Source organism: Streptomyces sp. Y7 (assembly GCF_043195415.1).
In the GTDB taxonomy this organism is placed as follows: Bacteria; Actinomycetota; Actinomycetes; order Streptomycetales; family Streptomycetaceae; genus Streptomyces.
Genome location: NZ_JBIDDQ010000013.1, coordinates 144,254 through 157,756 on the forward strand (window position 1 = coordinate 144,254; position 13,503 = coordinate 157,756).

The window sequence follows — 13,503 nt, forward strand, 5'->3', positions numbered from 1 at the left end:
CATACTGCCGATGTCCCGCAGCCCGTTGAACAACAGGGTCTAAATTGAATATTAGTCAACCGCGCGACGCGGCCCGTCCCCGGGCACGTGGCACCGAACGTTCGGTGGCGCGCCGTGCCGAACTCATCGCCATCGGGCGGAAACTGTTCGCCGACACGTCGTACGACGCGCTCTCCATGGACGACATCGCCCGCCAGGCCCATGTCGCCAAGGGGCTGATCTACTACTACTTCCAGTCCAAGCGCGGCTACTACCTGGCCATCATCCAGGACTCCGTCGCCGACCTGGTCACCTACGCGGCGAGCGGCATCGAGCTGGACGCGGTGGACCGGGTCCACCGCACCATCGACAGCTACCTGCGCTACGCCGAGCACAACCAGGCCGCCTACCGCACCATCGTCAGCGGCGGCGTCGGCTTCGACACCGAGGTGCACGCCATCCGGGACGGCGTGCGCGAGGCGATCGTCGCGACCCTCTCCGAGGGGGCGTACGGCCGGACCGACATCGCCCCGCTGGCCCGCATGGGCCTGCTCGCCTGGGTGTGCAGCGTGGAGGGCGCCACCCTCGACTGGATAGACCGCCCCGAGCTGCCCCGGGACACCATGCGCGAGCTGCTGGTGAAGATGCTCGGCGGCGCCATGCGCTCCATCGAGGAGCTCGACCCCGCCTACCCCGCCCCGGAGCCCGCTCGCCGGGACGACTGAGTCCGGACACGCGCATGGGGCGGAGGTCTCGTGGTCCTCCGCCCCAAGCCCCCCGTGGGACCGGCTAGTTGATGGCCTTGATCAGCTCACCGTTCGCCGTGTCCCCGCTCAGCTCCCAGAAGAAGGTCCCGCCCAGCCCCTGCTGGTTCTTGTACGTCATCTTCGTCCCGATGGTCGCCGGGGTGTCGTAACTCCACCAGTTGGTGCCGCACTTGGCGTAGGCGGTGCCGCCCACCGTCCCGGTCGCCGGGCACTTGGTCCTGAGGACCTTGTAGTCCTCGATGCCCGCCTCATAGGTGCCGGCGGCCGCCCCGGTCGCCGTACCGCCGGGCGCCGACTGGGTGACGCCGGTCCAGCCGCGGCCGTAGAAGCCGATGCCGAGCAGCAGCTTGGACGCCGGGACGCCGAGGCTCTTGAGCTTGGCGATCGTCGCCGAGGTGTGGAAGCCCGCCTTCGGGATGCCGGAGTAGGAGTTCAGTGCCGAGTGCGGAGCCGTCGGACCGGTCGCGTCCCAGGCCCCGAAGAAGTCGTACGTCATCGGGTTGTACCAGTCGACGTACTGGGCCGCGCCCGCGTAGTTGGCCGCGTCGATCTTGCCGCCGCTGGTCGCGTCGGCGGTGATCGCGGCGGTGACCAGGTTGCCGGAGCCGAACTTGGCGCGCACCGCCGACATCAGGTTCTTGAACGCCTCCCGCCCGCTGGTGTCGCAGGTGGCGCCGCAGGCGTTCGGGTACTCCCAGTCGATGTCGATGCCGTCGAAGACGTCCTTCCACTTGGAGTTCTCGACCAGGTCGTAGCAGGACTGGGCGAACGCGGCCGGGTTGCGCGACGCCTCGCCGAAGCCGCTCGACCAGGTCCAGCCGCCGAAGGAATAGAGGACCTTCAGGCCCGGGTGCTTCTTCTTCAGCTCGCGCAGCTGGTTGAAGGTGCCGCGCAGCGGCTGGTCCCAGGTGTCGGCGACGCCGTCCACCGACTCCGCGGCGGTGTAGGTGCGTTCGGTCGCGGCGTACGAGTCGCCCATCGCGCACTTGCCGCCGGTGACGTTGCCGAAGGCGTAGTTGATGTGGGTCAGCTTGGCCGCCGAGCCCGAGGTCTCGATGTTCTTGACGTAGTACTTGCGGTCGTAGGTGCCCCATTCCGTGAAGTAGCCGACGACCTTGGAGCCGGCGGCCAGCTCGGCCGCGGGCTGGGCGGCGTCGGACGGTTCAGCGGTCGCGGTGCTCGCGCCGGCGAGCAGTCCGGCGCCGAGCACGGCCGCGCACGCGGCGGAGACGAGCGCCATCAGCCGGGCGCGGGGGCGGTGCGAGAGGTGCATCGGGTGTCTCCTCGTGGGGGAGAGGGGAGCATGTGCCGATTGGCATGGACGCGATGATGCGTTGATCCGTCACGGTAGGAGGACTAGACCAGTACGTCAATGGTTCGGACCAATTGTGGAAGCGTTGATGACGTGTCGGACACTTATTGATGTGAGCGGTCGTTAACTGGTGACGCGATGCCTCCGATCGGGCATACTCACAGCGCACAGCCGCTGGTCAGCAGCTTCCGAGACCCGGAAATGCGAGCATCGGCCCGGCACCAGTGAGACCCGGCGGAGCCGCCCCACCCAAGGCGTACGACCGCCGACGTGCCCGACAGGGAGGATCGTCGCCATGCCCGACCGCGCCCCGCAGCCGGTGGACCGTCAACTGCCGACGGACGAGGCCCGGGATCTGATCTCGCTCGTCCGCGACATCGCGCAGCGCGAGATCGCCCCGAAGGCGGCCGAGGAGGAGGACGCCGGACGCTTCCCGCGCGAGGTCTTCACCCTGCTCTCCGAATCCGGACTGCTCGGCCTGCCGTACGACTCCGAGTACGGCGGCGGCGACCAGCCGTACGAGGTCTATCTCCAGGTTCTCGAAGAGCTCGCCGCCGTGCGTCTCACCGTCGGCCTCGGCGTCAGCGTGCACACCCTGGCCTGCTACGCGCTCGCCACCTACGGCACCAAGCAGCAGCAGGTCGAGCACCTCCCCGCGATGCTCGGCGGCGGGCTCCTCGGCGCGTACTGCCTGTCCGAGCCGGCCTCCGGATCCGACGCGGCCTCCCTGCGGACGAAGGCCGTGCGTGACGGTGACAGCTGGGTGATCAGCGGCACCAAGGCGTGGATCACCCACGGCGGGATCGCCGACTTCTACACCGTCATGGCCCGCACCGGCGAGGACGGCCCGCGCGGGATCAGCGCGTTCCTGGTGCCCGGTGACACGGCCGGACTGAGCGCGGCTTTGCCAGAGAAGAAGATGGGCATGAAGGGATCGCCCACCGCCCAGGTCCACTTCGACGGTGTCCGGGTCGGCGACGAGCGGCGCATCGGCGACGAGGGCCAGGGTTTCGCCATCGCCCTGTCCGCGCTCGACTCCGGCCGGCTCGGCATCGCGGCCTGCGCGATCGGTGTCGCCCAGGCGGCGCTCGACGAGGCGGTGACGTACGCGACCGAGCGCCGGCAGTTCGGCAAGCCGATCGCCGACTTCCAGGGCCTGCGCTTCATGCTCGCCGACATGGCCACCCAGATCGAGGCGGGCCGTGCGCTGTACCTCGCGGCGGCGCGGCTGCGGGACGCCGGCCGGCCGTTCGCCAAGCAGGCGGCGATGGCCAAGCTGCACTGCACCGACACGGCGATGAAGGTCACCACCGACGCCGTCCAGATCCTCGGCGGGTACGGCTACACCGCGGACTTCCCGGCCGAGCGCTACATGCGCGAGGCCAAGGTCCTCCAGATCGTCGAGGGCACGAACCAGATTCAGCGGATGGTCATCGCCCGTCACCTGGCTGGTCCCGAGGGACGCTGAACTGACCGTGCTTGACCTGCGGTGCCGCGAGCCGGATCCACTCCGGGTCGTGGTGCCCGGGCAGGGTGCGGCCCCGGTCGGCCCACATCCGCATCAGGTCGCGGTAGATCGGCGGATCCTGCTGCTGCGGGGGCGCCGGGGGCTGAAGCGTTCCTGCGGGCCGGGGGACGAAGACGCGGCGCTGGGGCCCGGTCCCGTAGTAGGTGTGGGGCATACCAGGGCAACGCGGAGGTGCCGGGACAAGTCACCGCCGGTCGGAATCGGGCGTGAGTTCACCCGCGTCCGGTTCCCTCTCTGGTCACCCGAGGCTGTCTGACGTACCGTCAGCCCAGCCCGCGTCCAGGGAGGTTTGCCGTGGTCGACGACGACCGCCCGGTACCGCTCGACGAGTACCCGGTGCATCAGGTGCCCCTGTCCATGAAGCACGTCGCGACCGGCGACCGGAACGCCTACGACCGCTGCATCTTCCACGTCCTCGACCACGAGGGGCGTGCGCTGCTGATCCTCGGTCTCGGGGTGTATCCGAACGCCGGGGTGATCGACGCCTACGCGACCCTCAGGGTGGGGGACACCCTGCACGCCGTACGCGCCTCGGACGCGCTCGGTGAGGACCGCATGCGGCTCGCCGTCGGGCCGCTGCGGATCGAGGTGGACGAGCCGCTGCGCCGGCTGCGGCTCGTGTGCGACAGCGAGTCCCGGGCGGGCGGCCCTCCGAGCGGCAGCTCCGTGCCCGGTGACTCGCTGTCGTACGACCTCACCTGGACCGCCGGCTTCCCGGCGCTGTGGGAACCCCATCACGTTCAGCGCCGCGGCGAGCGGCTCACCCTCGAAGGGCGCCGCTTCGTGCAGGCGGGAAGCGTGACGGGCGTGATCCGTGCCGGGGGTGAGGAGTTCCGGGTCACCGAGGGGGAGTGGACCGGCACCCGGGACCGCAGCTGGGGTGTGCGGCCCATCCCGGGGGAGGAGGGCGGCCGTCTCGCCGAGGAGCACCCGACGGAGGGCTTCCACTGGATCTGGTGCCCGGTCCGCTTCGAGGACCGGTTCCTGATGGTGATCCTCCAGGAGGACGCCGACGGACACCGCTCGCTGAACGAGGCGACCCTGGTCCGCCCCGGCCGCCGGGACCTCCAACTCGGCTGGCCCCAGGCCGAGATCACCTACCGGCCGGGCACCCGCCACCCCGAACGCGCCCTCATCCATCTCGGCGACCTCCGCAAGCCGCAGGAGCTGGAGGTGGAGATCCTCGCCTCCTCGCCGCTCGCCGTCGGGGCCGGCTACCCGCCCGCCGACGACTGGCAGCACGGCACCTGGCGCGGGCACGGCTGGACCGACCGGCGCACCTACGACCTCACCGAGCCGCACCCGTCGGCCGCGTACGGCGTCACCGACCACGCCGCGCGCTTCCGGCTGGACGGCCGGACCGGCCACGGCATCTTCGAGCACGGCTCGTTCGGGCGCCACGACCCGAGCGGCTTCACGGACTTCACGTCGGTCGCACCCTAGGGGGTTCGCGTCATGGCAGCCACGGCACCGCGCCCGCGCACCACCACCCGGGACCCGGGGGAGATCACCCGCCGCCTCACCGCCTGGCTGCGCACCAGGCTGCCCGGTGCCGAGGCGGTCGGCGTCACCGTCCCCGAGTCGAACGGCCTGTCCAGCGAGACCCTGCTCTTCGACATCCGGCACCCCGAACCACCGCTGCGGGCCTGCGCCTTGCGCCTCGCGGCCGACCCGGCGGCGTACACCGTCTTCCCGGTGTACGACATGCCGCGCCAGTACCGGACGATGCGCGTCGTCGCCGAGCACACGGATCTTCCCGTGCCCCGGGTGCTGTGGCTGGAGGAGGACCCCGGTCCGCTCGGCGCGCCCTTCTTCGTCATGGAGCGCGTCGAGGGGCGCGTGCCGCCGGACGTCATGCCGTACACCTACGAGGGCAACTGGCTGCACGCCGCGAGCGACGAGGAGCGCGAGCGGCTGGAGGCGGCCTCGATCGGCCTGCTGGCCCGGCTGCACGACCAAGTGCCGGAGCAGGAGACGCATTTCCTCGCCCTGCCGGGTGCGGGGGACGCCCTGCGGCGGCACGTCACGGCCCAACGCGCTTACTACGAATGGGTGGTTGAGGGGATCGCCCGCTCACCGCTGATCGAGGACGCTTTCGACCGGCTGGAGGACCTCTGGCCGCGCGATCCGGGCACACCCGTGCTCAACTGGGGCGACGCGCGCATCGGGAACGTCGTCTACGACGGTTTCACCCCCGCGGCCGTCCTGGACTGGGAGATGGCGGCCCTGGCCCCGCGCGAGGTCGACCTCGGCTGGACCGTCTATCTGCACCGCTTCTTCCAGGACCTCACGGTCGCCTTCGGGCAGCGCGGACTGCCGGACTTCCTGCGCCGCGACCGGGTGGAGGCACGCTATGCCGAACTCACCGGCCACACCCCGCGCGACATGGACTTCTACACGCTGTACGCCGCGCTGCGGCACGCCGTCGTCATGCTGCGCATCGCCTACCGCCAGGCCCACTTCGGCGAAGTGGCCGTCCCGGCGGACCCGGACACACTGATCCTGCACCACGGCAGCCTGCGAGCCATGGTGCAGGGCAGCTACTGGAGTTGAGCGAGGCGCGGACGAGCGCAGAGCGCGCTCAGGCGGCCTGGCGCCGCATCACCGGGACCCTCATGGGGCGTGAGCCCGGGCCGCCGACGTGCGAGAAGGGCTGCGTCCGCCAGTCCAGCCCCTGAGGCAGCGTCAACAGCAGGGCGGTGTCCTGCTCCTGGGGCTCGTCCGACTCGTCGGCGGAGCGGGCCTCGGCGGCCCGGCGGCCCGTACCGGCGCAGACCGTGAGGCCGAACGGGTTCCACGGCGAGGCGCACAGCGCGTGCTCCGGCAGGATCTCCTCGTCCGCCAGCAGTGCGATGGGCTGCGCGCAGTCCGGGCAGATCACCCGGTACATCTCGAAGGTGTCGTACGCGTCGAGTTCGTCGTCGTCCTCCAGGGCGTCGGGTTCGACACCCTCCGGAGCGGGCTCGACGATCAGTTGCTGCCGCTTGGGCGTGGTACGACCAGGGCGCTTAAGACTCTGCATGGGATTCTCCCCCTCGGGCTGGGCCGTGACGGCACTGCGGCCTCGACCACAGCAAGCACTTCCCGCCTCGTCTCGGCATTAATCACGGGGGCATCACGGAGCCTGTTCGGGGACTGTGGCCTTCGTCACATGCCGTTCGCAGGTGCCCGAGGCGGCCGGTTTGTCCCTCAGGTGGCTCACAGCGGACCGCGCGCCACATCACAAACCGGGCATGACCTGCGCTGCAGAGGTATCGGTGGAGATCAGCCGCACTGTAGGTTCTTGCGCCATGGAGGAGCTGGACCGACAAATCGTGCAGCTGCTCGTCAAGGACGGGCGGATGAGCTACACCGACCTGGGCAAGGCCACGGGCCTGTCCACGTCGGCCGTGCACCAGCGGGTGCGCCGGCTGGAGCAGCGTGGCGTCATCCGTGGCTATGCCGCGGTCGTCGACCCGGAGGCCGTGGGGCTGCCCATGACGGCCTTCATCTCGGTGAAACCGTTCGACCCCAGTGCCCCCGACGACATCGCGGACCGGCTCGCCGGGGTGCCCGAGCTGGAGGCCTGCCACAGCGTGGCGGGCGACGAGAACTACATCCTCAAGGTCCGGGTGGCCACGCCGCACGAGCTGGAGGAGCTGCTGGCCCGGGTGCGGTCGCTGGCCGGGGTCTCCACCCGGACCACGGTTGTCCTGTCCACGCCGTATGAAGCGCGGCCGCCGAAGATCTGATCACCGGTCGCTCTTCGGCCGCGGGGCGTCCACGGCTTGTCGCGCAGCTCCCCGCGCCCCTGGAAGACGTGGCGACGGCCCCCGGTCCAGAGGGGCCGGCGTGAGGGGCGAGACTGTTCCCCATGAGTGACACCGCCGCCCAGCCCAAGACCGTTCTCCTGCGCCGAGGAGAGGTCCACAGCCCCGCCGACCCCTTCGCCACCGCGATGGTCGTGGAGCGCGGGCAGGTCGCCTGGGTCGGGTCCGAGGGGGCCGCCGACGCCTTCGCGAGCGGCGTGGACGAGGTCGTCGACCTGGACGGTGCCCTGGTCACCCCCGCGTTCACCGACGCCCATGTGCACACCACCGCCACGGGCCTCGCCCTGACCGGCCTCGACCTGAGCGGCGCCGCGTCCCTGGAGGCCGCTCTCGCACTCGTACGGGACTTCGCGGCGGCCCGCCCGGCCGACCGCGTCCTGCTCGGCCACGGCTGGGACGCGTCCCGCTGGCCCGGTGGCCGCCCGCCGACGCGTGCCGAACTCGACGCGGCCACCGGCGGCCGGCCGCTGTACCTGTCCCGCATCGACGTCCACTCGGCGGTCGTCACCACGGCTCTGCTGGACATGACCCCCGGGAACCTCGGCGCCCCCGACGCCCCGCTCGTCGCCGACGCCCACCACGCGGTCCGCGCGACCGCGCTCGCCTCCATCACCCCGGCCCAGCGCGTCGAGGCCCAGCGGGCCGCGCTGGCGCACGCCGCCTCCCTCGGGATCGGCACCGTCCACGAGTGCGGCGGGCCGGACATCTCCTCCGAGGACGACTTCTCCGGCCTGCTCAGGCTCGCCGCCGAGGAGGCCGGGCCGCGCGTCGTCGGCTACTGGGCCGAGCAGGACGTGGCCAAGGCGCGCGACCTGGGGGCGCTCGGCGCCGCCGGTGACCTCTTCGTCGACGGCGCTCTCGGCTCGCACACCGCCTGCCTGCACCAGCCGTACGCCGACGCCGGCCACAGCGGCACCGCCTACCTGGACGCGGCCGCCGTCGCCTCCCACGTCGCCGCCTGCACCGAGGCGGGCCTCCAGGCGGGCTTCCACGCCATCGGGGACGCCGCGGTGACCGCCGTGGTGGAGGGCGTGCGGGCCGCCGCCGAGAAGGTCGGCCTCGCCCGCGTCCGTGCCGCCCGGCACCGCGTCGAGCACGCCGAGATGCTCACCCCCGACACCGTGGCCGCCTTCGCCGAGCTGGGCCTGACGGCCTCGGTGCAGCCCGCCTTCGACGCGCTGTGGGGCGGTGAGGAGGGGATGTACGTCCAGCGCCTCGGCGCCGAACGTGCCCGTTCCCTCAACCCCTTCGCGGCCCTGCTGCGCGCGGGCGTCCCGCTCGCCTTCGGCTCCGACAGCCCCGTCACGCCCCTCGACCCCTGGGGCACGGTCCGCGCGGCCGCCTTCCACCACACGCCCGAGCACCGGGTCTCGGTGCGCGCCGCGTTCACGGCGCACACCCGCGGCGGCTGGCGGGCGGTCGGACGCGACGACGCGGGTGTGCTGGTGCCCGGCGCACCCGCCGACTACGCCGTGTGGCGCACCGACGAACTGGTGGTCCAGGCCCCCGACGACCGCGTCGCGCGCTGGTCCACCGACCCGCGCTCCGGCACCCCTGGCCTGCCCGACCTCACCCCGGGCCGTGACCTGCCGGTCTGTCTGAGCACGGTGGTGGGCGGACGAACGGTCTTCGTACGGCCGGGCGAGTGATCTCCCGGGGTGGCGCGAACCCGATCACCGCGCGCCGCCCCGTCGCGCGACCTGCGCATCCTCTGCGCTGACCAGCGAAAGAGGCGAAAAACCGCAGGTCAAACGGCTGTTGACAGGCGGAGGTCCGAGGCCGGTAGGTTCGGCCGAGTCCACCACCGGACGCCCGACCGGGCAACCGCGGAACTTCCGGGAGCCCGTCGCAACGCCGCTGGGTCAGGGACGGTGTGCCGCACCGGGCACCGCCACTGGGAGCCAGGCTCAGCGCTCGCGCGGCGACGACGGAACTTTCCGGCCGGTCGGGGAGGTGTGACCCGGGTGGGGCCCGGGCGCTCAGTAGACAACGGCTTTCGGTCGACCCGCAGCCAGCGGGTCCCAGGTCGGCCCGAAGGGCGCCGGGCCCCCATCCGCAGCGTGCGTGCACCGGATCACGGGCCGCGCGAAACCCGCACCCGCCTCGCTCTTGTGCAATCAGCGCCGCCGTACGACCGTGCTGTCACGTCAGCGCAGGCCGCGACCACTATGGTGGTCCTCTGCGTACGGAGATGAAGGGGCAGCAGTGAACGACGGCGACGGGACCCTCGCGGCACAGGACCGGGGGAAGCGGTTCGGTCCGCTCGGCACGGCGTTGGTGATCATTCCGACCTACAACGAGGCGGAGAACATCAAGAGCATCGTCGGCCGGGTCCGCAAGGCGGTGCCGGACGCGCACGTCCTGGTGGCCGACGACAACAGCCCCGACGGCACCGGCAAGCTCGCGGACGAACTGGCCGCCGAGGACGACCACGTCCAGGTCCTGCACCGCAAGGGCAAGGAGGGCCTCGGCGCGGCCTACCTCGCCGGCTTCCGCTGGGGCATCGAGCACGACTACGGCGTCCTCATCGAGATGGACGCCGACGGCTCCCATCAGCCCGAGGAACTGCCCCGTCTGCTGACCGCCCTCAAGGGCGCCGACCTCGTGCTCGGCTCCCGCTGGGTGCCCGGCGGCCGGGTCGTCAACTGGCCCAAGTCCCGGGAGTTCATCTCCCGCGGCGGCAGCCTGTACTCCCGGGTCGCCCTGGACCTGCCGCTGCGCGACATCACCGGCGGCTACCGGGCCTTCCGCCGCGAGACGCTGCAGGGCCTCGGCCTGGACGACGTGGCCTCCCAGGGCTACTGCTTCCAGGTCGACCTCGCCCGCCGCGCGGTCAAGGCCGGCTACCACGTGGTGGAGGTGCCGATCACCTTCGTCGAGCGGGAGCTCGGTGACTCGAAGATGAGCCGCGACATCCTGGTCGAGGCGCTGTGGCGGGTCACCACGTGGGGAGCGCAGGAGCGGGTGGGCAAGCTGCTCGGCCGTCCCAAGCCGGCCTCGGCGTCCCGGCCGAAGCGGGAGACGCAGCCGGAGTCGGAGCCGAAGCGAGAGTCACAGCCGCAGTCGGAGTCGGAGTCGGAGTCGGAGCCCAAGCCGGGGCCGGAGTCCGACTCGATGCCGGAGTCGCAGCAGAACCCGGAGCAGCAGCCCCCGCAGCCGCAGGCGTAGGCGTAGGGCCCGAGGCGCCCGTCGGTGACGGCGTCTCGGTGTCCCGCCGTCGCGCGAGAGTCCGCGTCGGCGCCGCGGCCCGTGATCGCGCTGTCGGGTCCCGGAGCCCGTTTATCCCGCTCTGAGCCGCGCCCAGGCACACTGGACGCATGACGACTGGCGCACCGACTCCGACGCATCCCGCAACGCCCCGGCGCTCCCGGCTGCGCACCTTCCTGCCGCTGGGCATCGCCGCGTGGCTGGTGCTGGAGATCTGGCTGCTGACCGTGGTCGCGGACGCGATCGGCGGACTCGCGGTGTTCCTGCTGCTGGTCGCCGGTCTCGTGCTCGGCTCGGTGGTCATCAAGCGGGCCGGCCGGCGCGCCTTCCAGGCGCTGAACGAGGCGCTGCAGCGCGGCGGCACCCCCGCCGGCGGCGGGGGCAACGGTCTGATGATGCTGGGCGGCCTGCTGATCATGCTGCCGGGCCTGATCTCGGACGCGCTGGGTCTGCTCCTGTTGATCCCGCCGGTCCAGAAGGTCCTGAGCCGCTATGCCGAGCGGACCTTCGACCGAAAGATCCGCGAGGCGAACCCCGGTTCGTTCGGCGATGCCTTCCAGCAGGCCCGTATTCACCGGCCGGACGGCAAGGTCGTGCAGGGTGAGGTCATCCGGGACGAGCCGGGCGACGCCCCGCAGGGGCCCCGGCCGCCGCTGACCGGCTGAGCTGCCGAACGGTCCGCGCGCGAGGGGCACGTATCCCAGGCCCTTCGCGCCCCAGGCCCTTCGCGTCCCACGCGCTTCACGCTTGGTCCCAAGCCCCTTGGTGCTCGGTCCGCACTCGGAATCGGGCATACGAAACCGCGGGCGCCGTACGTCATCAAGACGTACGGCGCCCGCGGTTGTACGCGTTACCTGGTGTCAGTCCACCCAGGGCCGCGGTGGGATTATGCGGACTTGCGGCTGTCCCGGGGGTGAACCGCGATGTTCATCGCCCCGGACCGCAGTACGGCGAGACGCTCCTCGAGGACCTCTTCGAGTTCCTCGCGGGTGCGCCGCTCCATCAACATGTCCCAATGCGTACGCGCGGGCTTGGCCTTCTTCTCCTCAGGGCCGTCGCCGTCCACGAGGAGTGCCTGGGCTCCGCAGACCTTGCACTCCCACTCCGGCGGGATCTCCGCCTCGACCGAGAAGGGCATCTCGAAGCGGTGCCCCTTCTCGCATGCGTACTCCACGGCCTGGCGCGGGGCCAGGTCGATACCGCGGTCCGTCTCGTAGCTGGTCACCACGAGGCGCGTGCCGCGAAGAGCTCGCTCACTCATGAATCGTGCCTCCCGGGCTTGTCGCCCACAGGACAGGTGTCGCTGTCGTCGTCATCCGGTCAACGTCCGGTCGGCGGTAAAGATTCCCGTTCCGCGTCACGTCCCGGGTCGTGCGTCGCCGTCGTAGCCGCAGCCTTGCTGACCAATGTCGTACCCACCGGCGCCCGGTTTGTCACATCTGCTAGCAGATGTAACCCAGCGTTTCGGCATCTTTGACGCGCAGTAACGGTACGCCTGGCAGGCCAAACGCGTACACTACCGCCCTTTCACGCTGAACGCTAAATCGTGGTCGGCACCGGATTGCCCGCGTCGTCGATCGCCCTGCGCACCGGAACCCTGGCGAGCAGGACGAACCCGATGACGAAGAAGGCCACCAGGGAGATGATCGCGTCCCGGTAGCTGCCGGTCAGCTGGTAGGTGAGGCCGAACAGCAGCGGGCCCAGCCAGCTCATGCCGCGGTCGCTGAGCTCGTAGGCGGAGAAGTACTCGGCCTCCTTGCCCGGCGGGACGAGGTGCGAGAACAGGGAGCGGGACAGGGCCTGGCTGCCGCCGAGGACCAGCCCGATGCCGGCCGCGAGGACGAAGAACCAGACCGGAGCCCCGGCCGGCAGGAAGTATCCGGCCGCCAGCGTCACCGTCCACGCCACGAGCGAGCCGAGGATCGTCCGCTTCGCCCCGTAGATCCGCGCCAGCCGTCCCATCCCCAGCGCGCCCGCCACCGCCAGCACCTGGACCAGCAGCACGGCGCCGATGAGCGTGGACTGCCCGAGGCCCAGTTCCTCGGAGCCGTAGATCGACGCCTGGGAGATCACGGTCTGGATGCCGTCGTTGTAGATCAGGTAGGCCAGCAGGAAGGCGAGGGTCAGCGGGTGGCGGCGCATGTCGCGGATCGTCGCGGCGAGCTGCCGGAAGCCCATCGCGCCCGCGGGCCGGGTCCCCCGGTCGCCGGCGGAAGGGCGGTCGCGCAGCCGCCGTAGCGGGATGAGCGCCCAGGCGCCCCACCACAGGCCGGCCGAGGCCAGGCAGATACGGACGGCGGTGCTCTCCGAGACGCCGAAGGAGTCGTGTGCCAGGTACAGGACCAGGTTCACGATCAGCATCAGCGAGCCCGACGCGTAGCCGAAGGCCCAGCCCCGGGAGGAGACCGCGTCGCGTTCCTCGGGCGGGGCGATCTGCGGCAGGTAGGAGTTGTAGAGCATCATCGCGACCGACTGGGCCGCGTTCGCCACGACCAGCAGGACTCCGCCGAGCAGGTAGCGGTCGCCGCCCAGGAAGAACATGGCCGTGGTGGCGGCCGCCCCGACGTAGGCGGCTACCGCGAGCAGGGGTTTCTTGCGGCCGGTGCGGTCGGCGGCCGCGCCCACCAGGGGCATCACCAGGACGGCCACGATGACCGACAGGGACACCGAGTACGCGAAGAAGGAGCCCGCCCGCACCGGTATGCCCAGAGGGTGGACGAAGCCGTCCGCGTCCGCCGCCTTCTCGGCGACCGACGTCAGATAGGGGCCCAGGAACACGGTGAGCACGCTCGTCGAGTAGACGGAGCACGCCCAGTCGTAGAAGTACCAGCCGCGCTGCTCGCGCCGCCGTCCCGCCGCCTCGTCGGCCGCGTCGGTTCGCACGGTATCGGTGCCCACCCC

Annotated in this window: 13 protein-coding genes; 8 read left to right on the forward strand and 5 right to left on the reverse strand. The window is 71.4% G+C overall.

Features of this window, described 5'->3' with window-relative positions:
- Positions 1 to 44: 44 nt before the first annotated feature.
- On the forward strand, positions 45 to 704 hold the full coding sequence (locus ACGFW6_RS28275) for a TetR/AcrR family transcriptional regulator (protein WP_393515629.1): 660 nt from the start codon (positions 45 to 47) through the stop codon (positions 702 to 704).
- A 64-nt stretch (positions 705 to 768) separates the two neighbouring features.
- On the opposite strand, the gene ACGFW6_RS28280 is transcribed toward ACGFW6_RS28275, so the two are convergent.
- A complete protein-coding gene (locus tag ACGFW6_RS28280) occupies positions 769 to 2,019 on the reverse strand; it encodes a glycoside hydrolase family 18 protein (protein ID WP_393515632.1) in 1,251 nt (416 codons plus the stop codon).
- A 334-nt stretch (positions 2,020 to 2,353) separates the two neighbouring features.
- On the opposite strand from ACGFW6_RS28280, the gene ACGFW6_RS28285 reads away from it, so the two are divergent.
- Positions 2,354 to 3,526, forward strand: a complete 1,173-nt coding sequence (locus ACGFW6_RS28285; protein ID WP_393515635.1) for an acyl-CoA dehydrogenase — start codon at positions 2,354 to 2,356, stop codon at positions 3,524 to 3,526.
- Here ACGFW6_RS28285 and ACGFW6_RS28290 read toward each other — a convergent pair.
- On the reverse strand, positions 3,489 to 3,740 hold the full coding sequence (locus ACGFW6_RS28290) for a hypothetical protein (protein ID WP_393515638.1): 252 nt from the start codon (positions 3,738 to 3,740) through the stop codon (positions 3,489 to 3,491). The two genes, ACGFW6_RS28285 and ACGFW6_RS28290, sit on opposite strands and share 38 nt — an antisense overlap.
- 203 nt (positions 3,741 to 3,943) lie before the next feature.
- Between ACGFW6_RS28290 and ACGFW6_RS28295 the strand changes: the two genes are divergently transcribed.
- On the forward strand, positions 3,944 to 5,029 hold the full coding sequence (locus tag ACGFW6_RS28295; protein ID WP_393515776.1) for a hypothetical protein: 1,086 nt from the start codon (positions 3,944 to 3,946) through the stop codon (positions 5,027 to 5,029).
- 12 nt (positions 5,030 to 5,041) lie between these two features.
- Positions 5,042 to 6,139 carry a phosphotransferase family protein gene (locus ACGFW6_RS28300; RefSeq protein ID WP_393515641.1) on the forward strand — a complete coding sequence of 366 codons (1,098 nt, stop codon included), beginning with the start codon at positions 5,042 to 5,044 and terminating at the stop codon, positions 6,137 to 6,139.
- A gap of 28 nt (positions 6,140 to 6,167) precedes the next feature.
- Here the strand turns inward: ACGFW6_RS28300 and ACGFW6_RS28305 are convergent, their stop codons facing one another.
- Positions 6,168 to 6,608 (reverse strand): hypothetical protein, encoded by a 441-nt coding sequence (locus ACGFW6_RS28305; RefSeq protein ID WP_393515644.1) that lies wholly within the window; start codon positions 6,606 to 6,608, stop codon positions 6,168 to 6,170.
- 268 nt (positions 6,609 to 6,876) lie between these two features.
- Between ACGFW6_RS28305 and ACGFW6_RS28310 the strand changes: the two genes are divergently transcribed.
- The 4 genes from ACGFW6_RS28310 to fxsA all read left to right on the forward strand — a co-directional run bounded on the left by ACGFW6_RS28310 (position 6,877) and on the right by fxsA (position 11,267).
- Positions 6,877 to 7,317, forward strand: coding sequence for an Lrp/AsnC family transcriptional regulator (locus ACGFW6_RS28310; protein WP_393515647.1), 441 nt, complete (start codon positions 6,877 to 6,879; stop codon positions 7,315 to 7,317).
- 122 nt (positions 7,318 to 7,439) lie between these two features.
- A complete protein-coding gene (locus ACGFW6_RS28315; protein ID WP_393515650.1) occupies positions 7,440 to 9,044 on the forward strand; it encodes an amidohydrolase in 1,605 nt (534 codons plus the stop codon).
- 556 nt (positions 9,045 to 9,600) lie between these two features.
- Positions 9,601 to 10,563, forward strand: coding sequence for a polyprenol monophosphomannose synthase (locus ACGFW6_RS28320; protein WP_393515653.1), 963 nt, complete (start codon positions 9,601 to 9,603; stop codon positions 10,561 to 10,563).
- A 149-nt stretch (positions 10,564 to 10,712) separates the two neighbouring features.
- The gene (gene fxsA, locus ACGFW6_RS28325; protein WP_393515656.1) at positions 10,713 to 11,267 is read left to right on the forward strand and encodes an FxsA family membrane protein; all 555 of its coding nucleotides are present in this window, start codon (positions 10,713 to 10,715) and stop codon (positions 11,265 to 11,267) included.
- Between the two features lie 221 nt (positions 11,268 to 11,488).
- Here the strand turns inward: fxsA and ACGFW6_RS28330 are convergent, their stop codons facing one another.
- Both ACGFW6_RS28330 and ACGFW6_RS28335 read right to left on the reverse strand, forming a co-directional pair.
- Positions 11,489 to 11,863, reverse strand: a complete 375-nt coding sequence (locus ACGFW6_RS28330; RefSeq protein ID WP_003977404.1) for an RNA polymerase-binding protein RbpA — start codon at positions 11,861 to 11,863, stop codon at positions 11,489 to 11,491.
- A gap of 278 nt (positions 11,864 to 12,141) precedes the next feature.
- The gene (locus ACGFW6_RS28335) at positions 12,142 to 13,500 is read right to left on the reverse strand and encodes an MFS transporter (protein ID WP_393515659.1); all 1,359 of its coding nucleotides are present in this window, start codon (positions 13,498 to 13,500) and stop codon (positions 12,142 to 12,144) included.
- Positions 13,501 to 13,503 lie beyond the last annotated feature (3 nt).

Coding starts and splice junctions, on each gene's coding strand:
- ACGFW6_RS28280 (WP_393515632.1), bottom strand. CDS start 2,019: ATGCACCTCTCGCACCGCCCCCGCGCCCGGCTGATGGCGCTCGTCTCC.
- ACGFW6_RS28285 (WP_393515635.1), top strand. CDS start 2,354: ATGCCCGACCGCGCCCCGCAGCCGGTGGACCGTCAACTGCCGACGGAC.
- ACGFW6_RS28290 (WP_393515638.1), bottom strand. CDS start 3,740: ATGCCCCACACCTACTACGGGACCGGGCCCCAGCGCCGCGTCTTCGTC.
- ACGFW6_RS28295 (WP_393515776.1), top strand. CDS start 3,944: ATGAAGCACGTCGCGACCGGCGACCGGAACGCCTACGACCGCTGCATC.
- ACGFW6_RS28300 (WP_393515641.1), top strand. CDS start 5,042: ATGGCAGCCACGGCACCGCGCCCGCGCACCACCACCCGGGACCCGGGG.
- ACGFW6_RS28305 (WP_393515644.1), bottom strand. CDS start 6,608: ATGCAGAGTCTTAAGCGCCCTGGTCGTACCACGCCCAAGCGGCAGCAA.
- ACGFW6_RS28310 (WP_393515647.1), top strand. CDS start 6,877: ATGGAGGAGCTGGACCGACAAATCGTGCAGCTGCTCGTCAAGGACGGG.
- ACGFW6_RS28315 (WP_393515650.1), top strand. CDS start 7,440: ATGAGTGACACCGCCGCCCAGCCCAAGACCGTTCTCCTGCGCCGAGGA.
- fxsA (WP_393515656.1), top strand. CDS start 10,713: ATGACGACTGGCGCACCGACTCCGACGCATCCCGCAACGCCCCGGCGC.
- ACGFW6_RS28330 (WP_003977404.1), bottom strand. CDS start 11,863: ATGAGTGAGCGAGCTCTTCGCGGCACGCGCCTCGTGGTGACCAGCTAC.